Raw genomic sequence first — 23009 nt, forward strand, 5'->3', positions numbered from 1 at the left:
AGGAGGTGCATCGCCCTAGCGAGGCAGGCGCTAACCGTCCTTTCGTCATCCTAGGGCGGAGCCGCCGCGAAGCGGCGTGCGCAGACCCTAGGATGACGAGGGCGTGGTTGGCCGCTCGCTCTACGCCCGCCGCTTCGCGACGGCTTCGCCTTAGGATGACGAAGAACAGGCATGGCCACATACGCGGTAGCGTTGCCAGCGGAGCGTGGTTGACGTCGCTGTCACCCGGCCTCCGCGTCGCTCCGGCCGCCCTCTTCCCGTCGGGGAGAGGAGGGGGCCAACCTGGCGAGGGCGGCTGATGGACTCCTTTCGCGACAAGATCGTTCCGGTGACCTCGATCCTCGCAGGCGTGGTGGTCGTCTGGTATGTTTTCGCCGTCATCCTCAACGCGCCGTTCCAGCGCGATCTCGACCGCCGTGCCGGCGAGACGCCTGATATTGTGGAGTTCATCGGCAAGACGATGGCGCAGCCGAAGCCGACGTTGCCGGCGCCGCATCAGGTGGCGGTGAATTTCTTCGAGAACACGTTTCTGCGCAGCGTCACTTCGAACCGCAGCCTTGTCTACAATGCCTGGGTGACGCTGTCCTCGACGCTGCTCGGCTTCGCTTTCGGCACGGCGCTTGGCATCCTGATTGCCGTCGGCATCGTCCATGTGGCGACGCTCGACCGCAGCCTGATGCCGTGGATCATCGCCTCGCAGACCATTCCGATCCTGGCGGTGGCGCCGATGATCATCGTCGTGCTGGCGGCGATCGGCGTCACCGGCCTGATCCCGAAGGCGCTGATCTCGACCTATCTGTCGTTCTTCCCGGTGGCGGTCGGCATGGTCAAGGGCCTGCGCTCGCCCGAACTCACCCATCTCGACCTGATGCACACCTACAATGCCAGCCCCTCGCAGACCTTCTGGAAATTGCGCGTGCCGGCATCGGTGCCGTTCCTGTTCACCTCGATGAAGGTGGCGGTCGCCGCCAGCCTGGTCGGCGCCATCGTCGGCGAGTTGCCGACCGGTGCCGTCGCCGGCATCGGCGCCAAGCTGCTTGCCGGCGCCTATTACAGCCAGACCATCGATATCTGGTCGGCGCTGGTGGCCGGCTCGGTGGTGGCGGCCTTGCTGGTGATGGTGGTCGGCATTGCCGGGCGCCTCGTCGACCGCGCCATGGGCGGGAGGCCGGCATGAGCGATCTCCTGAGCCTTTCGTCGATCACGCCGCGCTCGTGGCAAGGGTATGCCGCGCTTGTCCTTCTTGCCGGCGCGCTGCTTCTTTGGCCGCTTGTCAATGCCACGCCTGGTTACGGCATAGGTACCGCGGCTTTGATTTTTTTCTTGCTGCTCCTGGCAATCGAGGCCGATAATTTCCCGCCGGCAATTGGGCTGGTGTTGCTCTTCCTTGGCGCGCATGGCGCGGCGTGGCTGCTGCTCGCCGGCATAACCGGCAATGAGGGCACCGCTCGCGCGTCGTTCTATCTGCTGCTTGCCGCGGCATGGTTTCTGGCCTGGCGCTGCGTGACGGTCCTGTCTGCGCTTCGCCCGGCCTCGCGCTGGGCGGCGACCGCTTTAAGGCTGATCATCCCGGCGATCTTCGGCGCCTGGATCCTGATCATTTGGGAGGCGGTGACGCGCGGCGCGGGCATCCCTTTCATCCTGCTGCCGCCGCCAAGCGCCATCGGCGTGCGCATCGCCAATTCGCTGCCGGTGCTGGCCGCCGACGTGCGGCAGACCATCTTCAAGGCGGTTATCTTCGGCTACATCGTCGGTAGCGGCGCCGGCTTCATCGCCGCCATCGCGGCCGACCGCGTGCCGTTCCTGCGCCGGGGCTTGCTGCCGATCGGCAACATGGTGTCAGCGCTGCCGATCATCGGCGTGGCGCCGATCATGGTCATGTGGTTCGGCTTCGACTGGCAGTCTAAGGCCGCCGTCGTCATCATCATGACCTTTTTCCCGATGCTGGTGAATACCGTCGCCGGGCTTGCCGCCTCCGGCCATATGGAACGCGACCTGATGCGCACCTATGCGTCGAGCTACTGGCAGACGCTGTTCAAGCTGCGGCTGCCGGCGGCAGCGCCCTTCATCTTCAACGCGCTGAAGATCAATTCGACGCTGGCGCTGATCGGCGCCATCGTCGCGGAGTTCTTCGGCACGCCGGTGGTCGGCATGGGATTCCGGATTTCAACCGAAGTCGGACGGATGAACATCGATATGGTCTGGGCCGAAATCGCAGTTGCAGCACTTGCGGGTTCGGTCTTTTATGGCGTGGTCGCTCTTGTCGAGAGAGCAGTCACGTTTTGGCATCCCTCTGTCCGTGGTGGATAGGGCGGTGGCGGGTTTGGCATCAGGGGCTGGATTGAAGGCCCTGATCCTAAAAGGGTGAACACTTAACTTCAGAGGGTAAAACATGAAAAGACTTGTTGTTTCGATGCTGGCCGGCGCGATGTCGCTTGCCGCGCTTCAGGCGATGGCCGCAGACAAGGTGACGCTGCAGCTGAAATGGGTCACGCAGGCCCAGTTTGCCGGCTACTACGTCGCCAAGGACAAGGGGTTCTATGAGGCCGAAGGTCTCGACGTCGAGATCAAGCCGGGCGGTCCCGACATCGCGCCCGAGCAGGTGATCGCCGGTGGCGGCGCCGACGTCATCGTCGACTGGATGGGCGGCGCGCTGGCCGCACGCGAAAAGGGGGTGCCGCTGGTCAATATCGCCCAGCCGTTCAAGAAGGCCGGCATGCAGCTGGTCTGCCCGAAGGACGGCCCGGTCAAGACCGAAGCCGACTTCAAGGGCCATACGCTCGGCGTCTGGTTCTTCGGCAACGAGTATCCGTTCTACGCCTGGATGAACAAGCTCGGCCTGAAGACCGACGGCGGCCCGGACGGCGTCACCGTGCTGAAGCAGAGTTTCGACGTGCAGCCGCTGATCCAGAAGCAGGCGGATTGCATTTCGGTCATGACCTACAACGAATACTGGCAGCTCATCGATGCCGGCTACAAGCCGGAAGAGCTGATCGTGTTCAACTACTCGGCCATGGGCAACGACCTGCTTGAGGACGGGCTCTATGCCTTGGAGGACAAGCTCAACGATCCGGCCTTTGAGGACAAGATGGTGCGTTTCGTGCGCGCCTCGATGAAGGGCTGGAAATACGCCGTCGACAATTCCGACGAGGCGGCCGGCATCGTCATGGACAATGGCGGCCAGGACGAGAACCACCAGAAGCGCATGATGGGCGAAGTCGCCAAGCTGATCGACAATGCCGACGGCAAGCTCGACCCGGCGACCTACGCGCGCACCGCCAAGGCGCTGCTCGACCAGAAGATTATCACCAAGGAGCCGACCGGCGCCTACACGACCGCCATCACCGACAAAGCCATCAAGTAACGGCCATCAAGTAGGCGATCAAGTAGGCGATCGACGGGGGCTCGGGGCTGCAATTCGAAAAGGTGGCGGGCGACTGCCCCTTTTTGCGTGGGATGTAAAATAGCCGTTATTGGTGGAAACATCCGCTCGCCACAACCGTTGTTGCGGTGCATCCAGCTTCAGCGGATGTCATCGCCACAACGGAGATTTCCATGCGCATGCAATCCTTCTCGCCGATGCTTTCGGCGCTGGCCGTTTCGGCTTCCTTCCTGTGCGCTTCACCGGCCTTGGCCGATATGATGAAGATGAAGGCGACGCTCGATGGCGCTCAGCAGAATCCGCCCATCACCACGGAAGGCAAAGGTACCGCAGCTCTCGTCTTCGACACCGCCACGAAACAGCTCACCTGGAACGTGACGTATTCAGGTCTCAGCGGCCCGGCTACGGCCGGACATATTCACGGTCCGGCGGCAAAGGGTGAAAATGCCGGCGTCGCCGTCCCGTTCAAGGGCGCTCCGAAAAGCCCGTTCAAAGGGGCGGCGATTCTGACCGACGCGCAGGCTGCCGACCTGATGGCCGGCAAATATTACATCAACATCCATACGGCGGCCCACAAGGACGGCGAGATCCGCGGACAGATCGAGAAGGCGGCTACGATGTAGCGCAACGTCGCCGGAGGGAGCGCTGCATTAGCCTGTCGAAGTTTGCGGGACAGCGCCCCCCTCTGTCCTACCGGACATCTCCCCCACTTGGGGGGAGATCGGCAGCTTCATAGCCCTGCCTTTCCTCCAACGTTGAAAATTGGCGAAAGCAATTGTGACATCCGATCTCCCCCCTTGAGGGACCCTTGAGGGGGAGATGCCCGGCAGGGGAGAGGGGGCGCGAAGGAACTCGGCCTATGCCTCTGGCGCTCAGGCCCTTTCCCGTATCTGGGTCATCGTCCGAGTCGGCGTGATCGCCTCGGGGTCGAGCCTGATCTCGACGATCGACGGCTTGCCGCTGGCGCGCGCACGTTCGAAGGCCGGCGCGAAATCGGCCGTCTTCTCGACGGTTTCGCCATGGCCGCCATAGGCGCGGGCGAGCGCCGCGAAGTCGGGATTCTTCAGGTCGGTGGCGACGACGCGGCCCGGATACTCACGCTCCTGATGCATGCGGATGGTGCCGTAGATGCCATTGTTGACGACAACGACGATGATCGGCAGATCGTACTGCACGGCGGTGGCGAATTCTTGGCCGTTCATCAGGAAGCAGCCGTCGCCGGCAAAGGCGATCACGTCGCGCTCGGGAAATAATTCCTTGGCGGCGACCGCTGCCGGCGTGCCGTAGCCCATTGAGCCGGAGGTCGGTGCTGCCTGCGTGGCAAAGCGGCGGGAACGGTGGAAGCGGTGCACCCAGGTGGCGTAGTTGCCGGCGCCGTTGGTGAGGATCGCATCGTCGGGCAGCATTTTTTCGAGATAGTCCATGATCGGCCCCATCTGGACGGCGCCGGGACCGCTGTCGGGCGGTGTCGACCAGTCGAGATAGGCGGCGTGCAGCTTCGGTGTTTCATCCGCCCAGAACGGCGTGGCGGCCGGCGTGCGCCCGGCAAAGGCTTCGACGAAGGCGGACGGCGAGGCGTTGATCGCCAGCGTCGGCCGGTAGACGCGGCCGAGCTCGCCGGCGTCGGCATGGACATGGACCAGCGACTGGTCGGGGTAGGGGCTCTTCAGCAGCGTGTAGTCGGAGGACGGCATCTCGCCCATGCGGCCGCCGATCAGCAGCACGAGGTCGGCCTGCTTGATGGCGGTCGCCAGCTTCGGGTTGATGCCGATGCCGACATCGCCCGCGTAGTTCGGGTGGAGATGATCGAACAGCATCTGGCGGCGAAAGGAGCAGCCGACCGGCAGCGACCAGGCTTCGGCGATCGTCCGCATCCGCGCCACGGCCTCCGCATCCCAGCGCGTGCCGCCGAGGATGACGAAGGGGCGCTTTGCCTTGTTGAGAAACTTTTCCAGCGCATCAAGCTCGGCCGCGCCCGGCCGCGTTTCGACCGGCGTGTGGGGCAGGGCTTCCGGCGCTTCAGCTAGGCTGGTCAGCATGTCTTCAGGCAGCGAGATGACGACCGGGCCGGGACGGCCGGACGTCGCCACCGCGAAGGCGCGGGTGACGAATTCGGGAATGCGCGCGGCGTCGTCGATCTCGACGACCCATTTGGCGATGTCGCCGAAGAACCTGGCGTAGTCGACCTCTTGAAAAGCCTCGCGCTGCTTGGCGTGGCTGGCGACCTGGCCGATGAACAGGATGACGGGCACCGAATCCTGCATGGCGATGTGGATTCCGGCCGAGGCGTTGGTGGCGCCGGGGCCGCGGGTGACGAAGCAGATGCCAGGCTTTCCGGTCAGGCGGCCATGGCAGTCGGCCATCATCGCGGCACCGCCTTCCTGGCGGCAGACGATGGTGCGGATCGTCGAATCGTGCAGAGCGTCGAGCACCGCAAGATAGGATTCCCCGGGCACGCAATAGATGCGGTCGGTGCCGTTGGCTTCGAGCGCATCGACGATCAGTTGTCCGCCGGTCTTCATTTTCCTGACCTCTCCAGTTCGGCAAGGATTTCTTCGGTGTGTTCGCCGAGACGCGGCGAGGGCCGCTCATAGACCAGCGGCGTGCCCGACATGACCATCGGCGCGCGCACCGAGGGCAACAGATTGCCATGGCCGTCGTCGAGGTCGAGCCGCATGCCGCGCGCGATGGTCTGCGGGTCTGCGAACATCTCGCCGATCGTGTTGATCGGGCTGGCGGGCACGCCTGCCGCCTCCAGTTTGGCCAGCAGCGGATCGCGATCGAGGGTTTTTAGCGCCTCGATTATATGCTCGCGCAGCTTCGCCCGGTTGGCGACCCGGGCGGGGTTGGTGGCGAAATCGGGGTCGGATGGCAGGTCGCCCAAGCCGACGGCCGCGCAGAATTTGGCGAACTGGCCGTCATTGCCGATGGCCAGGATGATATGGCCATCCTTGACCGGCACCACGTCGTAGGGCGCGATGTTCATATGCGCGTTGCCCATCTGCACCGGCGATTTTCCCGAGACCAGATAGTTGAGGTTCTGGTTGCCGAGCGCCGAGATCTGGCTGTCGTAGAGCGCCATGTCGATATGCTGGCCTTCGCCGGTCTTCTCGGCATGGCGAAGTGCGGCCTGGATGGCGATCACCGAATACAGGCCGGTGAAAATGTCCGAAATGGCGACACCGGCCTTTTGCGGCTCGCGGCCAGCCTCACCGGTGATCGACATCATGCCGGCCATGCCCTGGATGATGAAGTCATAGCCGGCGCGCGGCGCATAGGGCCCGTCCTGGCCGAAGCCGGTGATCGAGCAATAGACCAGCCGCGGGTTGATTTCCCCGAGGCTCTCATAGTCGAGGCCGTATTTCTTCAGCCCGCTGAGCTTGAAGTTCTCGATCAGCACGTCCGATGTCGCGGCCAGCCGGCGCACGGTCTCGGCGCCGTTGGGCGTCGAGAAATCGATGGCGATGGAGCGCTTGCCGCGATTGCAGGAATGGTAATAGGCGGCCGAAAGGTTTTCGCCGTCATGGCTCATGACGAAGGGCGGACCCCATTTGCGGGTGTCGTCGCCGCCATCCGGGCTCTCGACCTTGATCACGTCGGCGCCGAGATCGGCGAGCAGTTGCCCGGCCCACGGTCCGGCCAGGATGCGGGCGAGCTCGATTACGCGGACGCCTTTCAGCGGAGGCTCAGTCATGGATCACCGTGATTGATCGAAAGCGCAGCGTGTATCAATCCCGCGTGATGCTGTCACGGTTCTTGCAATGGGCCAAACCCGATCTTGTCGATGTCGATCATGGTTGTTTCAGCACGCTGTCGGCCCATGCGGCGAAATCGTCCATGATTTTATCTCGATTCACCTCGTTCAGACTTTCGTGGCGGGTCTCGGCGTAAACCTTTGAAACGAGATTCGAAAAACCCATCCTGTGCAGGCGGCGAGCGAGATGGCTGACCGCCTTGCCGCCGTCGGTGGCGGGGTCCTTTTCGCCGCCGACCAGGCAGATCGGAAGCGTCTTGCGGATACCGGAAAAATTAATGTCGTCGGCACCATCGAAGACGAACCCGAACAGGTCGCGCCACAGCGACACCGAGGCATCCCAGCCGCAGAGCGGGTCGGCGATGTATTTATCGACTTCGGCTGCGTCGCGCGACAGCCAGTCGAACGGCGTACGATGATCGGGGACGGCCTTGCCCCAGGCCTGGAAGGTCAGTCTCGGCAGCATGCGCGACGGCATGTCGGAGCCGAGCCGGAATTTTTCCCAGGCCAGGATGATTTGCGCGGCACGGCCGGCCAGCCCGGCGGAAAAATTAGCGTTCCAGATGGAGGCGGCGTGCAGCCGGCTCGAATGATGAAGCATGAAATTCAGCGCGACGAGGCCGCCCATGGAATGGCCGAAGACGATGACGGGCAGGCTGGGATGGTCGTCGGCGATCAGGTCATGCACCGCCGCGACATCGGCGATGACCTTGGCGCCGCCATCCACTTTGGCGAATGTGCCGAGCGGAGCGTCTGGCGCCTTGGTTGCGCCATGGCCGCGATGGTCATGGGCATAGACATGGAAGCCGCACTCGCCCAGAAAGGTAGCGAAGCGGACATAGCGCGCCGCGTGTTCGGCCAGTCCGTGATTGATCTGGACGACTGCGCGCGGGCGGCCCTCGGCGCGTTTCACGTAAAGGTTGAGCGCCGCACCGGTCGGCGATCGGAGCACGCGCTGCTGGCTGAATGACATTGTCGCTTCGTCTCCAACGCGTCTTTTGCGCCTGCCAACATTTGTGTGCGCCGACGCCGGTTTTGCGTCAATCCGTTGGCGGTGTTACGCACCGCTGTTCTTGCGTCGCAACGAGGAGCATCGCAATTCTGACATCGAGAATTTGCTACCAAGAGAGGGCGGCAGTCTGTTGCCGCAGCACTTTGCAACCGGGGAGTACCCATGCGTACGCTGACAGGCCTTGTTTTCGGATTGGCGCTTGCCGCCGCGCTAACGGGTGGTGCGCGGGCCGAGGTCAAGATGAGCGGCTCTTTCGTCGCCGACGCCACCTGCCTTGCGACCCAGGCCATCAGGAGCGGCAAGAATCCCGGTGATGTCTCGACCGATGCGGGACAGAGCTACGAGCTTCTGGCTGGCAACAAGGATGCTCCCACGCACTATCTGATCCGCGTGCCGGGGGCCGATCCGGAGCGCCGCTGGGTGAAGGTCGATTGCGGCCATGTTTCGGGTGGCAGCGCGTCCACGGAACCGGCAGCACCCGTGCCGGCCGACCGGGAGAAGCCTGCTGCGCCGGCTTCGGGAAAGCCCGAACATGTCCTCGCTCTGAGCTGGCAGCCGGCCTTTTGCGAAACCAAGCCCGGCAAGACCGAATGCAAGGCGCAGACCGCGGCCGGTTTTGAGGCGACGCATTTCACCTTGCATGGGCTGTGGCCGCAGCCGAACGGAAATTTCTATTGCCAGGTGGCAGCGGCCGACAAGGCGAACGACAATCCGGCGCGCTGGCAGGACCTGCCGCCGGTCGACCTTGAGCCGAGCACGCGGTTGGAGCTCGATCGGGTGATGCCAGGCACCGCATCCGCTCTCGACAGGCATGAGTGGATCAAGCATGGCACCTGTTACGGCAAGAGCCAGCAGGCGTATTTTTCCGATGCGCTGAACCTGACGCGGGCGGCGAATGCGTCATCGGTGCGTGATCTTTTCACGCAAAAAATTGGCCGGAATCTGACCTCCGACCAGATCCGCGCCGCCTTCGACAGTGCCTTTGGTCCCGGCGCCGGCGAGCGGGTTCGCGTCTCCTGCGTGAAGGATCCTTCGAGCGGTCGGCGGCTGATCGGCGAGCTGACGCTCGGCCTGAGCGGCCCGATTGGTCCGAACTCTTCGCTCAGTGAACTGTTGCTGGCATCAGTGCCGACGAATAATGCCGGCTGTCCGAAAGGCATCGTCGATCCGATCGATTTCCAGTGACACGCCGAGCCGGCGGGAGCCTATGCGCCGATGCCGCGCGCCGACCCAAGGTATGTTGATATTCAGGTGATGCCGGCGCGGTCCCTGCGCTTCCGCTGCTCAGCGTACCCGAAAGTACGCTCCGCTCCGGTTCTCGCAATCAACCATTCTCGGCGCGGCCGGGCCTGAATCTCACCACAGCTTAGTTCGCGCGGTGAGGCTGTCGGCCACATGGCCGCCGGGTTCGCCGACGACGCGGTCGCGCCCGTCTCGGCCCGAAGACAAATCCGAAATGCCAAAACAGTTTGCCGTTCGGCGCGGCATCGCCTACATAGCGCGCAACTTCCATTCAATCCGACATTCCAGTCGACTTTTCGGGGAAAGCGCGCGTGGCACGCCAGTTCATCTATCACATGGCCGGCCTCAACAAGGCCTATGGCACCAAGAAGGTGCTCGAGAACATCCATCTCTCTTTCTACCCGGACGCCAAGATCGGCATCCTCGGGCCGAACGGCGCCGGCAAGTCGACCATCCTCAAGATCATGGCCGGCATCGACAAGGAGTGGAGCGGCGAGGCGTGGCTGGCCGAAGGCGCCACCGTCGGTTACCTGGCGCAGGAGCCGGCGCTCGATGCGAGCAAGAATGTGTTCGAGAACGTCATGGAAGGCGTCGCCGCCAAGACCGCGATCATCGAACGCTACAACGAATTGATGATGAACTATTCCGACGAGACGGCCGACGAGTCGGCCAAGCTCCAGGACGAGATGGACCGGCTCAACCTGTGGGATCTCGAACAGCAGGTCGAGATGGCGATGGAAGCGCTGGGCTGCCCGCCCAAGGATGCCGACGTCACCAAGCTGTCGGGCGGCGAGCGCCGCCGCGTGGCACTGTGCCAGCTGCTGCTGCGCCAGCCCGACCTCCTGCTGCTCGACGAGCCGACCAACCATCTCGACGCCGAGACGACGGCGTGGCTGGAAAGGCATCTGCGCGCCTATCCCGGCGCGGTGATGATCATCACCCACGATCGCTACTTCCTCGACAATGTCACCGGCTGGATCCTCGAGCTCGACCGCGGCCGCGGCATTCCCTATGAGGGCAACTACACCAAGTATCTCGAAGCCAAGGCCAAGCGGCTCAAGCAGGAGGGCCGCGAGGACGATGCGCGCCAGCGGGCGATCGGCCGCGAGCGCGAGTGGATCCAGTCCAGCCCCAAGGCACGGCAGACCAAGTCGAAAGCGCGCATCCAGGCGTTCCAGGATCTGCTGGATGCGGCCGACAAGCGGCGTCCGAGCGACACCCAGATCGTCATTCCGCATGGCGAGCGGCTGGGCAATGTGGTGATCGAGGTCGACGGCCTGTCGAAGGGCTTTGGCGACACGCTGCTGATCGACGATCTCGAATTCAAGTTGCCGCCCGGCGGCATCGTCGGCGTCATCGGCCCGAACGGCGCCGGCAAGACGACGCTGTTCCGCATGATCACCGGCCAGGAAAAGCCGGATGCCGGCACGATCCGCGTCGGCGAGACCGTCAAGCTCGGTTACGTCGACCAGAGCCGCGATGCACTCGACCCGACCAAGACCGTCTGGGAAGAAATCTCGGGCGGCGCCGAAGTGGTCAAGCTCGGCAAGTTCGAGGCCAACACCCGCGCCTATTGCGCCTCGTTCAATTTCCGCGGCGGCGATCAGCAGCAGAAGGTCGGCAATCTGTCCGGCGGCCAGCGCAACCGCGTCCATCTGGCCAAGATGCTGAAGACCGGCGGCAATGTGTTGCTGCTCGACGAACCGACCAACGATCTCGATACCGAAACGCTGGCGGCGCTCGAAGACGCGCTGGAAAACTTCGCCGGTTGCGCCGTCATCATCTCGCACGACCGCATGTTCCTCGACCGGCTGGCGACGCACATCCTTGCCTTCGAGGGCGACAGCCATGTCGAATGGTTCGAGGGCAATTTCGAGGATTACGAGCAGGACAAGATCCGCCGTCTCGGCCCCGATGCCGTCAATCCGCACCGCATGACGTACAAGCGGCTGACGCGGTAAGGTTTCGATCCGTTGCAGGCGATCGTCGTTTGACCTAAATTGATCGAATGGAGTTGCCATGATCACGGTCAAATTGCCGCAAAAAGCCGAGAAGCTGCTGGCCGATATGGCGAGGGCCAGCGGTCGTACGATCGATCAGGTTGCAGTTGAAGCGATCCTCGAGACAATCGAGGATTGGCAGGATGCCAGAATTGCGGAGGAACGCTTTAGGGATGACGACGGCGCGCGCATTCCGTTGGAGGAGGTGATCCGGAAGCTTGAGATTCGCGAAGCAGCGGAACGGCGCAAGAAACCTGCCGCTGAATGAATTGGCGTGTCGAGTTCACGCGGCAAGCCGAAAAAGACATCGAACGGCTTTCAACGAAAGACCAGCGGCGCATCCTCGAATTCCTGCATCAAAGAGTTTCGGAGCATCCCAATCCAAGAACGCTTGCCAAGCGCCTAACCGCGACCAAGCAAGAGGCTTGGCGTTTTCGCGTCGGCGACTACAGAATCATTGCCCAATTCGAGGATAGCCGGCTTGTCGTGCTGGTTGTGGAGGTCGGCAACCGTCGCGAGGTCTATCGATGATCAGCACTGCCGCAAAAGCAAAACTCGACTGGTCCGCCGCCCAATATCTCAAATTCGAGGACGAGCGCACGCGGCCGGCGCGCGATCTCGTCGCGCAGGTACCGGTGGCGGCGCCGCACCGGGTGGTCGATATCGGCTGCGGGCCGGGCAATTCGACCGAATTGCTGGTTGAGCGCTGGCCGAGCGCGCAGGTCAGCGGTTTAGACACCTCGCCTGACATGATCGAGAAGGCCAGGGCGCGTCTGCCGGAAGTGGCCTTCGAACTGGCGGATGCGGCGGCGTGGCAGCCCGAAAAACCGGTCGACGTGATTTTCGCCAATGCGGTATTCCAGTGGCTGCCGGGGCATCCGGCGATCTTCCAGCGGCTGATGGGATTTTTGGCGCCGGGCGGCGCGCTTGCCGTGCAGATGCCCGACAATATGGGCGAGCCGTCGCACCGGCTGATGCGCGAGACGGCGGCCGAAATGCCGTTTGCCGAAAAGCTTGAGGGTGCTGCGCGAGGGCCGCTGCCGCCGGTGTCGTTCTATTACGATCTTTTGTCGCCGTTCTCCGACCGGCTCGACATCTGGCACACCGCCTACAATCATCCGCTGGCCGATGCCGGGGCAATCGTCGAGTGGCTGAAGTCGACGGGGCTGAAGCCGTTTCTCGATCCGCTCGACGAGGACGAGCGACGGCTTTTTCTCACGCGCTACACCGCCAGAATAACCGAAGCCTATCCGAACACGGCGAACGGCAAGGTTCTGCTGCGTTTCCCGCGCCTTTTCATCGTCGCACGGCGCGCTGCCAAAAACGATTGACCACACCGAGACGCACTGCTTGGCTGCGCCTAATTCGGTTTCGCCACAATGCGCAGTGCTGCCACGCAAGGTCGAGGTCTTTTGCCTCAGGCACTTGATTTAAGCCGGCATAAACTAGCTTGATGCGAATAATATTGCGCCGAACTCTCGCGGCGCCCACATCAAGCCGTAGCGCCTGCGCATGGGGACGAACTGAAAATGCATCGCGTCATCATCAGCGGCATCGGCGTTGAAATCCCCGAGCCTTCGATCACCAATGAGGAATTGGTCGACAGCTTCAATGCCTGGGTCGAGATGGAGAATGTCCGCCGCCAGGCTTCGGGCGAGACGCTGCTGCACAAATCGGACAGCGCCTTCATCGTCCATGCTTCGGGCGTGCAGACGCGCCATGTGATCGAGCGGGAAGGCATTCTCGACCCGACCCGCATGGCGCCGCGCATTCCGGCGCGGCCGGACGATGCGCTGTCGCTGGAAGCCGAGTTCGGCATCGCATCGGCCAGGAAAGCGCTCGACCATGCCGGCCTGGAGCCATCAGATATCGACCTGGTGATCTGCTCGGCCTCGCATCACCAGCGGCCCTATCCGGCGATCGCCATCGAGATGCAGCAGGCGATGGGCACGAAGGGCGCCGGTTTCGACATGGGCCTTGGCTGCTCGTCGGCGGCGGCGGCGTTGCATATCGCGGTCAATCTGGTGCGGGCGGGCGCACACAGGCGCGTGCTGGTGACGACGCCCGAGATCATCACCGGCCATCTCAATTTCCGCGACCGGCAGACGCATTTCATCTTCGGCGATGCTTCGGTCTCGATGGTCGTCGAGGGGCTTGCCCAAGGCGACAAACGGCCGGGACGTTTCGAGGTGCTCGACACCCGGACCTGGACGCAGATGTCCAACAACATCCGCACCAATCTTGGCTACTACACGCGCACCGCCCAGCACGATCCGTATATGATCTACCTGGAAGGCAACCTGATCAAGCAGGTCGGCAACAAGGTGTTCAAGGAAGTCACCGTCGCCGGGCACAAGTTCATCGTCGAGTTCCTGGCCGAGCATGGGCTGACGCCGCAAGCGATCCGGCGCTTCTGGCTGCATCAGGCCAATGCCCGGATGAACGCCATGATCCTGAAGCTGTCGTTCGGCCACGAGGTCGGCCATGACCGCGCGCCGATGGTGCTGGAGCGCCTCGGCAACACCGCCGGCGCCGGTGCAGTCGTCGCCTTGTCGGAAAACCACGCTGACATGAACGCCGGCGACTATGGCCTGCTCTGCGCCTTCGGCGCCGGCTACTCCATCGGCGGGGCGCTGTTGCGCATGCTCTGATTGGCGCGAACGGCCCTGCATTGGAGGGCGCCGGTGCAATCGCATCAGTCTGCTTGATTGGAGCATCAGTGCTTTCGACTGGACCTGATGAGTTCGCTGCGGCTAAAGCGCGTCGCGTTTGACCGGCCTCATGCGACGCGCTTTAGGTTGTAGTTTTATGCATGTCGTTATCGCAAAACCGCTGCACACTTTTGCGCGACATGCATTAATTGCTTGGCATCACCCACGGAAGCGAAGCCTATGCTGGACCTCTTCCCCGAGACCGTAAACCCGGTCGAAATCATCCCGGCGCGGAAACTTGCCGCGCGGGTGGCCGCGCTTTACGTCGCGCCATCGGATCATTTCGAGACACGCGCGGTTGATGAATTGCGGCTCGGCTTCGACGGCATCGACGGCGATTTTCACGCTGGCGCGACGCGGCGCTCCGGCGGGCGCGAGCCCTGGTATCCACGCGGCACCGAGATGCGCAACGAGCGGCAGCTGTCGATCGTGGCGGCGGACGAGCTGGCGATCGTCGCCCGGCGGATGGGGATCGCCGAGATCAAGCCCCAGTGGATCGGCGCCAATCTGTTGATCGAGGGCCTGCCGCATCTCTCGATGCTGCCGTCCGGCACGCTGCTGTTCTTCAAAGGAGGCGTCACCGTCAAGGTCGACGCGCAGAACGGACCATGCCGCATCGCTGGGCGATCGGTCGCCGAAAATGCCGGAATGGCCGACCACGAAGCCGGCGCGCTGTTGTTCCCGAAGGCGGCAAAGCGGTTGCGCGGCCTCGTCGCCTGGGTGGAAAAACCAGGCCGCATCGCGGCCGGCGAAGAGATTTCGGTGCGTGTGCCCGAGCAGTGGATTTATCGGGCATAGTTGCCTGGCCAGGCGTCGCCAGCCGGGGGGAGGTGGTCGCCCACGGGTCTCTTGCCTTGGCAAGCCCGAGGACAGGCTCCGCGGCCGGAGAGGAGGCCTCGTAGAGCGTGGTTCCCCTCTCCGTCTCGGCTTCGCCGAGCCACCTCTCCCCACTTTCGTGGGGCGAGGAACCCAAGCTGGAATGGAGCCGCGATTCGACGCTGAAGGCTGGCACTTTGTTCTTGCTTTGTGCTGATCCGCGCCGACGCCCCCCCACCGAAGCGGGTTTTTGTAGGCGGGACGGAGGGGCGCCGTAGAGCTCATCCGGGTGCCATCGCACTATTCCTCACCGTCATCCTCGAGCTGACGTGTGGCGCGCCAGCGGGTCAGCACGATGTTTGTCTGTTCCATGACGAAGAAGCGCGCGGAGTCGCGGTCGTAGCCTTCGGCCAGCAGTTTTTCGTAGTCGGTGTGCATATGACGGATGTGGGCTATTGTCGCCAGCCATACGGCAATGCTCGGCGGCAAGCTCTTCATATGCACCGCGCCGGCGTCGGCGCGGATCTTCTCCATGTCGGCATAGGGCGCCAGCGGCAAAAGCGCTGTCAGCGCCTTCGCGATGGCGCGGCGGCGGCCGGTCGGCGCGCTCATTGCCCCTCCCGTCCTGGTATGACCTGTCCGGGCAAGTCCCGTCCGGCAATGGTCGCGTCGGCAAAGGCATCGGTCGAAGCGAAATAAGGTTTGATGTCGATGACCGGCGTGCCGTCGAGCAGGTCGATGGCATCGATATCGATACGGCCCGTTTCGATATCGAGGGCGACGAGCCTGGCGATATGCAGCCCGACCGGGTTCGGTCGGGCCGGGGAGCGCAGCGAAAAAACGCCCTTCGGTTCAGCCGCATGGCGGGGTTTCTGAACAATCAGGGTCCGCGGTGCGTGGTGCAGCCAGGACAGGATGATGACGTGGCGGGCGCGTTCAAGCCCGAGCAGGCCCTCGCGATAGGGCAGGTCGATCGTGAGAACCGCCGGCTGTCCGGTTTCCCGCGCGGCTTTCATGTTCTTGGGGCAAGTTTCCCGCGTGGTCCAGGGCGAGGCGATGCGGCCGATGAAGACGACATGGCCGTCCGGCGGCATATCGGCGGGATCAGTTTCCAGAAGCTTTTCGCCGCTGCGCGTTTCGAACATGGTTTTTCGCCCCGATCCTGCTTCCGGCTGTGCGCGATCTGCCACGTGCGTCATTTTCTTGTCCGGAAGCGACATAGCGCTTGCAAGCCTATCAAAATCGACATAAACATATGTTTATATCTTTTCAAAGAGAATGCTCGCATGCATGTCGCGCTAGACACCATGGTAGATACATTGAAGGCGGCGGCCGAATCCAGCCGGTTGCGCATCCTGGCCTTGCTGTCGCGCGGCGACCTCACCGTTTCCGATCTCACCGAAATCCTCGGCCAGTCGCAGCCGCGCGTCTCGCGCCACCTGAAGCTTTTGCTGGAGGCGGGACTGATCGGCCGCTATCAGGAGGGCTCATGGGCTTTCTTCCGGCTGTCGGATTCGGATGCGGCGCGGGATTTTGTGCTCAGGCTGGTATCCGGCATCCGGGACGCCGATCCGCAGGTCGAGCGTGACCTCGAGCGGCTGGCGGCGGTCAAGCGCAAGCGGCAGGATCGCGCCGCCGAATATTTCTCCGTAAATGCCGCAAGCTGGGACCACATCCGCTCGCTGCATGTGCCGGACCGCGCCGTGGAGGCAGCGCTGCTCAAGCTCGTCGGCAAGCGGCCGTTCCAGTCGATGCTCGACCTTGGCACCGGCACCGGGCGGTTGCTCGAGATCTTTTCGCCGCTCTACCGGCGCGGCATCGGCATCGACATGTCGCGCGAGATGCTGACGGTGGCGCGCGCCAATCTCGACAAGGCCGGCATTTCGAATGCGCAGGTGCGCCAGGGCGACATTTTTGCGCCGCCGGTCGAGCGCGACGCCTTCGATCTCGTCACCATCCACCAGGTGCTGCACTATCTCGACGATCCTGCCCGCGCCATCCGCGAGGCAGCAAGGCTGTTGCGTCCGGCAGGCCGGCTGGTGATCGTGGATTTCGCTCCGCATTCGTTGGAATTCCTGCGCGACGTCCACGCGCATGTGCGGCTCGGCTTTTCCGACCGGCAGATCACCGAATGGTTTTCGGAGGCCGGGCTCGACCTCGAGGAGAGCCAGGAATTCGAGCCGCGCGCCGGCAACGAGCCCAGGCTCACCGTAAAACTGTGGCTCGGCCGTGACCAGCGCATGCTGATCGCCGATCCTTTCAATCACACACAACCGGCCAACGCCTATCCGATAGGGGAAACCGCCTGATGAACCAGTTCCGCTTTTCCCGCCGCCCCGACATTGGCGACAAGATCAGGGTTTCGTTCGAGTTCTTCCCGCCGAAGAGCGACGAGATGGAAGCAAGGCTGTGGGACACAGTTACCCGGCTGCAGCCGCTCAAGCCGAAATTCGTCTCCGTCACCTATGGCGCCGGCGGCTCGACCCGCGAGCGCACGGCGCGCACGGTCAAGCGCATCCTCAAAGAAACGGCGCTGACGCCGGCGGCGCACATGACGTGCGTCAATGCGGCGCGTCACGAGGTCGATGAAGTCATTCAGGAATTCGCCGACATGGGTGTCACCCGCTTCGTCGCCCTGCGCGGCGATCCGGCCGAGGGCGTGGGCGCCGCCTACCGTCCGCATCCGGACGGCTATGCCAATGGCGCCGAACTGGTGGGGGCGCTGAAAGGTGTCGGCGATTTCGACATCTCGGTCTCCGCCTATCCGGAAAAGCATCCGGAGAGCCCGGATTTCGCCACCGATATCGACATGCTGAAGCGCAAGGTCGACAATGGCGCGACGCGGGCGATCACCCAGTTCTTCTTCGACAATGACCTCTACGAGCGCTATGTCGAGCGGGCGCGGCGGGCGGGCATCTATATACCGATCGTGCCAGGCATATTGCCGGTCCACAATTTTACCCAGGTTGCCAATTTCTCGTCGCGTTGCGGCGCGCTGGTGCCGGCGTGGCTGGCCGAACGCTTCGATGGGCTGCAGACGGACCCGCAGACGCATGCGCTGGTGGCGTCCGCGGTGGCGGCCGAGCAGGTGCTGGACCTTGTCGAGCGCGGCGTCGGCGATTTTCATTTCTACACCATGAACCGGGCCGATCTGGTCTTCGCCGTCTGTCACATGATCGGCATCCGCTCGCATGAGGCTGAAGCCGCGGGTTCCGCCGCGGCGTAAGTCCCCGTCAAATCTGGGATGCAAAAAGGCCGGGTAAAAACCCGGCCTTTTCAATGACTTGGACTATTTTGTGCTGCTTCCGTTGCTTGGCGGGTCTACGGAAGAACGCCCATAATCAGCGCCCCGATGAATGCAAACGCAGCACAAATCATCAATGCGTTGATTGGCCTCGTGAGTCCCATGTCATAGCCTCCTCTTAAAGAGCTATGGCCAGAGTCTAGGGGCATTTCTGCCACAGGCAAGCGGAAACTATGCTGCAATGCGTCGACATTATGGAATTTACGACAGGCCATTTGCCGTTAGGCATTGAAAATCTTCGGCAAAATCCCGCTTCGGGCCTGTGCACAAAATGTGACGGAGCTGGGGCAAGGATGGATATGGCAGCGCTACCGCCGCCGAAAGTCGGAATTGATTTTCGCGTCGGTGCGAAGATTCGAACGCGTTGGAGCGTCGTTTGCGCGTTGGATTGGATGCGAAGCTCTCAAGCCTGTCGCACCTGGGAGGCGACGCGCCTGGGGTTGTTGTTCTGATGCATGTCGTTGTCCAAAACCGCTACGCACCCTCGGTTCAAGCCCGAGGGCGTGCTTTTGGCCGACATGCATCAGCGACGGCCGAACAGGCGGCCGTCGATGGTGACGAGGCCGAGCGCGATCAGCGCCATGCCGCCGAGTTCGAACGATTCGAGCCGTTCACCCAGGAACAGAAAGCCGAGCAGGATCGCACTGGCCGGCACGATGAGCGTGACCAGCGAGGCGTTGGTGGCGCCGGCCGAGGCGACAAGGTTGAAATAGAGGATGTAGGCGAAGGCGGTGGACAGCAGGGCCAGCGCAAACACCGCTGCCCAGACCGGCGGTGAGGCCGAAAACAGGTTGGCAGTGCCGTGGCTAAGCAGCACGACCGGGATCATGATGATGGTCGAGGCAGTCAATTGTCCAGTGGCGATGACCGGGGACGGCACGCCCTTGAAGCGTCGGGCGATCATCAGGGCCACCGCATAGGACAGCGAGGCGCCGACCAGCGCGAATTTCGCCCAGACCGGACCGCCCAGCCCGGCAAGCAGGCCCGGACCGATCATCACCGCCGTGCCGACGATGCCGAGCGCGATCCCGGCAAGCTTGTTCCAGGAGAGCTTTTCGTCTGATGTCAGCGCGTTGGCGAGGATCAACGTCCAGAACGGCGTCGTCGAATTGAGCACCGAGGCGACACCGGCGCCAAGCTCGGTCTGGCCGGCGAAGATCAGCGAGAACGGAATGACGTTGTTGACGAGCGCCAGCAGAAAGAACAGGGCGGCATGCGGCAAGGCGAGGCGGAAGGAGAGCCCGCGCAGGCCGAGATAGAGATGCAGCGCCAGCGCCGCGATGGCGACGCGAAACAGCACCAGCACCAGCGGCGGAATCTCGGCAACCGCGATGCGGGCAAAGAAGAACGAGCCACCCCAGATCGCACCGAGCAGCAGAAGCTGTGCCCAGTCTTTCAGGGCCATGGGTCCGCGCATTGCCGTCGTCGTTGTGATCGCCATGGATTGTCCTCCCATATGGCTCTGAATGCCAAGTCAATCAGGCGTCTGTTCAGGCCATATCCTGTTTGATGGCAAGGGCCACCCGAAACCAGATCAGTGGGCTAGCATTCCATCATCTGCCGTAGCGCCGCAGCGTCAGGGGTGCGAGACACAGAATTGTTTTCATTCCCGCATAGGTTGGATTAATTGTGCGCAGTCTAAGCCAAGGGATTCGTCCATGCAGCAATTCGAAAATGCGCGCGAAGCGGCGCTGGCGCTTCGCCCGGACGATCCGATCTATTGCTTCCGCCCGCAGGTGCTGAAGGCGGACGCCAGGCAGTTCATGGGCATGTTTCCCGGCAGGACCGCCTATGCGGTCAAGACCAACGGCGAGCAAATCGTGCTGAAGGCGCTCGTCGAGGCCGGCGTCGGCGCTTTCGACGTGGCCTCGCCCGGCGAATTCGCCGCCGTGCGCGCGGTCTCGCCGGACGCCGAGATGCTCTACATGCATCCGGTCAAGGCCCAGTCGGACATCAAGCTGGCGCTGGAGAAATATGGCATCCGCGTCATCTCGCTCGACCATGAGGACGAGATCACCAAGCTGACCCGCGTGGTGCGGGCGCTGGACATCGATCCGGGTGCGATCACCGTGTTCGTGCGCATCCAGACCAAAGGATCGGCCGCCTACGAACTGTCGAAGAAATTCGGCGCCGGGCCGGCCAATGCGGTCGAGCTGGCCGAACGGCTGAACCGGACCGGCTACAAGGTCGGCCTATGCTTCCATGTCGGCAGCCAGATCGAGGATCCCGACACCTATGAACGGGCGCTGGCCTCGGCCGACTGGGTGCGCAACCGCGTCAGCTTCGACATTGCCGGGCTCGACGTCGGCGGCGGTTTTCCCGCCGAATACGGCCATGATCCCAACCGCAAGCAGATCGAGATGCCGTCGCTCGGCCAGATCATGTCGCGGCTGTCGGGCGATCTGAAGGAATACCAGTTCGACCAGATGCCGCTGGTGGCGGAGCCGGGCAGGGTGATCGTGGCGCGCTGCCTGTCGCTGATCGTTCGCGTGCTGCTGCGCAAGGGCAAGCGTCTCTACATCAATGACGGCATCTGGGCGTCGCTGTCGGATTCATGGACCGGCAAGATCACGCTGCCGGCGCGCTTCATTCCAGACCCGGCGATCCGCTCGCGCAACGGCGAGGAGAAGAACATCATGCCGTTCAAGGTGTGCGGCGCAACCTGCGATTCCGTCGACATCCTGTCGCGGCCGTTCTGGCTGCCGGAAACGGTCGATACCGGCGACTGGATCGAGATCGGCCATATCGGCGCCTATTCGCTGTCGCTGAGGACACGGTTCAACGGCTTCTACCCCGACACGTTCGTCGAGGTGACGACGCCGTTCGATGAGGGCGATGCGCCGCAGGGGTTCGCCAGCCTGGAGACGATGGCGGATTAGAGGATGGTGAATAGTGAATAGTGAATAGTGAATAGTGAATAGTGAATAGTGAATAGTGAATAGTGAATAGTCAGAACTAGTTTCCACTACTCACTACCCACTATTAACCATTCACTATTCACGACTCACGCTCGTTAAGCGACGCCGCCGCTGGCCTGAATGTTTTCGCCGGTCAGCCAGCGGGCCCCGTCGGAGGCGAGGAAAACCACGACATCGGCGACGTCGCGCGGCGCTCCGATCCTGCCGAAGGGCGACATGCCGGCAGCCACAGCCCGGTCCCGCTCCGGAAGCAAGTCGGTGTCGGTAAAGCCTGGCGAAAGCGCATTCACGGTGACGCCGCGCGGCCCGAGTTCGCGCGAGAGGACGCGGACGAACTGCTCGACAGCTCCTTTGCTGCCGAGATAAAGGGCGGTCTGGGTGAAGAACATCTTGGTTCCACCGGTGGAAACCGCGATGATACGGCCACCGTCGCGCACGCAGCGCGCCGCTTCCTGAAGCGTGAAGAAGGTGCCTTTGGCATTGGCGCCGAAGACGTGGTCGAAGTCGGCTTCGGTGGCCTCAACGAACGGCTTTATGACGGCGACCCCGACATTGGCGACAACGATGTCAATCGCCCCCATCTGCTTCTCGGTTTCGTCGAACAGCCGGCGAATGTCGGAAACGCTGGAGATATCGGCGAGAATGGCGACGGCCTTGCCGCCATTCTCGCGGATGGCAGCAACAGCTTCCTGGGCGGCTTTCTCGTTGCCGACATAGTTGACGACCACGGCCGCCCCGTGTGTCGCGAGCCCCTCGGCGATGGCGCGTCCGATGCCGCGCGAACTGCCCGTCACGAGCGCGATTTTGCCTTCAAGCGAACGATATATAGCTGTCCCTTTCTTGTCTGGCTACGCCGTTTCAAATCAACCGGCGGTTCCATGTCGAAGTTAGGGCCATGCTATTGCTCAGATAATAGCCTATGATCGAACAGGCTTGTTAAGTCTGGGGTACATAATGCGCGGGGCCGAGTTTTCCGAGCTGAAGGCGTTCCCGACGATCGTCGAGGAAGGCAACTTTGTCCGTGCCGCGGCCAGGCTCAGGGTTTCGCCGCCGGCGCTTAGCCAGACGATACGCGTGCTGGAAGAACGTGTCGGTGTCCGGCTGCTCAACCGCACGACCCGCAGCGTGTCGCCGACCGCAGCAGGCGAAACGCTGTTTGCCCGCCTCGCACCGGCATTCAATGAACTCGAAGAGGCTGTCGCCGACGCGCATGCATCACGCGATCGACCGGCAGGCTCGCTGCGCATCAATGTTCCACGCATCGCCGCCATGCGGTTCATCGTGCCCATGCTCGGCGATTTCCGCCGCGCCTATCCCGACCTTGCCCTCACCATAATCGTCGACGACACGCTGACCGATATTGTCGAGGGACGATTCGATGCCGGAATCAGGCTTGGTGAGCGGCTGCATAAGGACATGGTGGCGGTGAAACTCAGTGACGAGCTGGAGATGGCTGCGGTAGCGGCGCCCAGCTATCTCGAGCATCACCCCATACCCCGCCACCCTGCCGACCTGCATCATCACCAATGCATCAATTTCCAATGGCCCGGTGGCGGCAACATCTATCGATGGGAGTTCGCGCGAGGCCAGCGCGCTTTCGAGATAGCCGTGAACGGCGGTCTGACGGTCAACGACACGGAACTGATGATCAGGGCGGCCCTCGATGGGATCGGCGTGGCTTACATGCTGGATTACCAGGTTCGGCCGTGGATCGAAACCGGCAAGCTCATCCGTTTTCTCGAAGCCTGGTCGCCCAGATTTCCGGGCTTTTACCTATATCATACGAGCTCCCGGCAGGTTCCGCCGGCCTTGCGTGTGTTTATCGACTTCCTGCTTGCCAGGCGGTGAAGTGGTGAATAGTGAATGGTGA

Annotated in this window: 22 protein-coding genes; 15 read left to right on the top strand and 7 right to left on the bottom strand. The window is 62.9% G+C overall.

Annotation, left to right across the window (positions count from 1 at the left end):
• Window positions 1-298: 298 nt before the first annotated feature.
• From NMG70_RS31390 to NMG70_RS31405, 4 genes are all read left to right on the top strand, one after another.
• Entirely contained in the window at window positions 299-1177 is an 879-nt protein-coding gene (locus NMG70_RS31390; RefSeq protein ID WP_254028073.1) for an ABC transporter permease, read from the top strand.
• The gene (locus tag NMG70_RS31395) at window positions 1174-2310 is read left to right on the top strand and encodes an ABC transporter permease (RefSeq protein ID WP_254028074.1); all 1137 of its coding nucleotides are present in this window, start codon (window positions 1174-1176) and stop codon (window positions 2308-2310) included. The genes NMG70_RS31390 and NMG70_RS31395 overlap by 4 nt, the downstream gene beginning before the upstream one ends.
• An 82-nt stretch (window positions 2311-2392) precedes the next feature.
• Window positions 2393-3364: an ABC transporter substrate-binding protein gene (locus tag NMG70_RS31400; RefSeq protein WP_254028075.1), complete on the top strand. Its 972-nt coding sequence runs from the start codon at window positions 2393-2395 to the stop codon at window positions 3362-3364.
• Window positions 3365-3555: 191 nt separating this feature from the next.
• The gene (locus NMG70_RS31405) at window positions 3556-4005 is read left to right on the top strand and encodes a CHRD domain-containing protein (RefSeq protein WP_254028076.1); all 450 of its coding nucleotides are present in this window, start codon (window positions 3556-3558) and stop codon (window positions 4003-4005) included.
• A 249-nt stretch (window positions 4006-4254) separates the two neighbouring features.
• Here NMG70_RS31405 and NMG70_RS31410 read toward each other — a convergent pair whose 3' ends face one another.
• From NMG70_RS31410 to NMG70_RS31420, 3 genes are all read right to left on the bottom strand, one after another.
• Entirely contained in the window at window positions 4255-5904 is a 1650-nt protein-coding gene (locus NMG70_RS31410) for a thiamine pyrophosphate-binding protein (RefSeq protein ID WP_254028077.1), read from the bottom strand.
• The gene (locus tag NMG70_RS31415; protein ID WP_254028078.1) at window positions 5901-7076 is read right to left on the bottom strand and encodes a CaiB/BaiF CoA transferase family protein; all 1176 of its coding nucleotides are present in this window, start codon (window positions 7074-7076) and stop codon (window positions 5901-5903) included. Before NMG70_RS31415 ends, NMG70_RS31410 begins: the two co-directional genes overlap by 4 nt.
• A gap of 97 nt (window positions 7077-7173) precedes the next feature.
• A complete protein-coding gene (locus NMG70_RS31420; protein ID WP_254028079.1) occupies window positions 7174-8109 on the bottom strand; it encodes an alpha/beta fold hydrolase in 936 nt (311 codons plus the stop codon).
• Between the two features lie 201 nt (window positions 8110-8310).
• Between NMG70_RS31420 and NMG70_RS31425 the strand changes: the two genes are divergently transcribed.
• The 7 genes from NMG70_RS31425 (at window position 8311) to NMG70_RS31455 (ending at window position 14899) form a co-directional block, all read left to right on the top strand.
• The gene (locus NMG70_RS31425) at window positions 8311-9333 is read left to right on the top strand and encodes a ribonuclease T2 family protein (RefSeq protein WP_254028080.1); all 1023 of its coding nucleotides are present in this window, start codon (window positions 8311-8313) and stop codon (window positions 9331-9333) included.
• A 368-nt stretch (window positions 9334-9701) separates the two neighbouring features.
• Window positions 9702-11351 (top strand): energy-dependent translational throttle protein EttA, encoded by a 1650-nt coding sequence (ettA, locus tag NMG70_RS31430; RefSeq protein WP_254028081.1) that lies wholly within the window; start codon window positions 9702-9704, stop codon window positions 11349-11351.
• Between the two features lie 58 nt (window positions 11352-11409).
• Complete coding sequence (locus NMG70_RS31435) at window positions 11410-11658, top strand: DUF6290 family protein (protein ID WP_254028082.1); 249 nt, start codon at window positions 11410-11412, stop codon at window positions 11656-11658.
• The gene (locus tag NMG70_RS31440) at window positions 11655-11921 is read left to right on the top strand and encodes a type II toxin-antitoxin system RelE family toxin (RefSeq protein ID WP_254028083.1); all 267 of its coding nucleotides are present in this window, start codon (window positions 11655-11657) and stop codon (window positions 11919-11921) included. Before NMG70_RS31435 ends, NMG70_RS31440 begins: the two co-directional genes overlap by 4 nt.
• A complete protein-coding gene (gene tam / locus NMG70_RS31445) occupies window positions 11918-12721 on the top strand; it encodes a trans-aconitate 2-methyltransferase (protein WP_254028084.1) in 804 nt (267 codons plus the stop codon). Before NMG70_RS31440 ends, tam begins: the two co-directional genes overlap by 4 nt.
• Before the next feature lie 198 nt (window positions 12722-12919).
• A complete protein-coding gene (locus NMG70_RS31450) occupies window positions 12920-14041 on the top strand; it encodes a beta-ketoacyl-ACP synthase III (RefSeq protein WP_254028085.1) in 1122 nt (373 codons plus the stop codon).
• A gap of 240 nt (window positions 14042-14281) precedes the next feature.
• Window positions 14282-14899, top strand: coding sequence for an MOSC domain-containing protein (locus NMG70_RS31455; RefSeq protein WP_254028086.1), 618 nt, complete (start codon window positions 14282-14284; stop codon window positions 14897-14899).
• A gap of 318 nt (window positions 14900-15217) precedes the next feature.
• On the opposite strand, the gene NMG70_RS31460 is transcribed toward NMG70_RS31455, so the two are convergent.
• The gene (locus NMG70_RS31460) at window positions 15218-15529 is read right to left on the bottom strand and encodes a DUF2293 domain-containing protein (protein ID WP_254028087.1); all 312 of its coding nucleotides are present in this window, start codon (window positions 15527-15529) and stop codon (window positions 15218-15220) included.
• On the bottom strand, window positions 15526-16062 hold the full coding sequence (gene tsaA, locus NMG70_RS31465; RefSeq protein WP_254028128.1) for a tRNA (N6-threonylcarbamoyladenosine(37)-N6)-methyltransferase TrmO: 537 nt from the start codon (window positions 16060-16062) through the stop codon (window positions 15526-15528). Before tsaA ends, NMG70_RS31460 begins: the two co-directional genes overlap by 4 nt.
• 141 nt (window positions 16063-16203) lie before the next feature.
• Here tsaA and NMG70_RS31470 point away from each other — a divergent pair, with 141 nt between their 5' ends.
• Together NMG70_RS31470 and metF are read left to right on the top strand one after the other, a co-directional pair.
• On the top strand, window positions 16204-17226 hold the full coding sequence (locus NMG70_RS31470) for an ArsR/SmtB family transcription factor (protein ID WP_254028088.1): 1023 nt from the start codon (window positions 16204-16206) through the stop codon (window positions 17224-17226).
• Window positions 17226-18143 (top strand): methylenetetrahydrofolate reductase [NAD(P)H], encoded by a 918-nt coding sequence (metF, locus tag NMG70_RS31475; protein ID WP_254028089.1) that lies wholly within the window; start codon window positions 17226-17228, stop codon window positions 18141-18143. Before NMG70_RS31470 ends, metF begins: the two co-directional genes overlap by 1 nt.
• 601 nt (window positions 18144-18744) lie before the next feature.
• Here the strand turns inward: metF and NMG70_RS31480 are convergent.
• A complete protein-coding gene (locus NMG70_RS31480; RefSeq protein WP_254028090.1) occupies window positions 18745-19662 on the bottom strand; it encodes a DMT family transporter in 918 nt (305 codons plus the stop codon).
• 217 nt (window positions 19663-19879) lie between these two features.
• Between NMG70_RS31480 and NMG70_RS31485 the strand changes: the two genes are divergently transcribed.
• On the top strand, window positions 19880-21100 hold the full coding sequence (locus NMG70_RS31485) for an alanine racemase (RefSeq protein WP_254028091.1): 1221 nt from the start codon (window positions 19880-19882) through the stop codon (window positions 21098-21100).
• Window positions 21101-21234: 134 nt separating this feature from the next.
• Here the strand turns inward: NMG70_RS31485 and NMG70_RS31490 are convergent, their stop codons facing one another.
• On the bottom strand, window positions 21235-21933 hold the full coding sequence (locus tag NMG70_RS31490; protein ID WP_254028092.1) for an SDR family oxidoreductase: 699 nt from the start codon (window positions 21931-21933) through the stop codon (window positions 21235-21237).
• 160 nt (window positions 21934-22093) lie between these two features.
• Between NMG70_RS31490 and NMG70_RS31495 the strand changes: the two genes are divergently transcribed.
• Entirely contained in the window at window positions 22094-22987 is an 894-nt protein-coding gene (locus NMG70_RS31495; protein WP_254028093.1) for a LysR family transcriptional regulator, read from the top strand.
• Window positions 22988-23009: the final 22 nt, after the last annotated feature.

This window comes from Mesorhizobium ventifaucium, from assembly GCF_935822925.1.
In the GTDB taxonomy this organism is placed as follows: domain Bacteria; phylum Pseudomonadota; class Alphaproteobacteria; order Rhizobiales; family Rhizobiaceae; genus Mesorhizobium; species Mesorhizobium ventifaucium.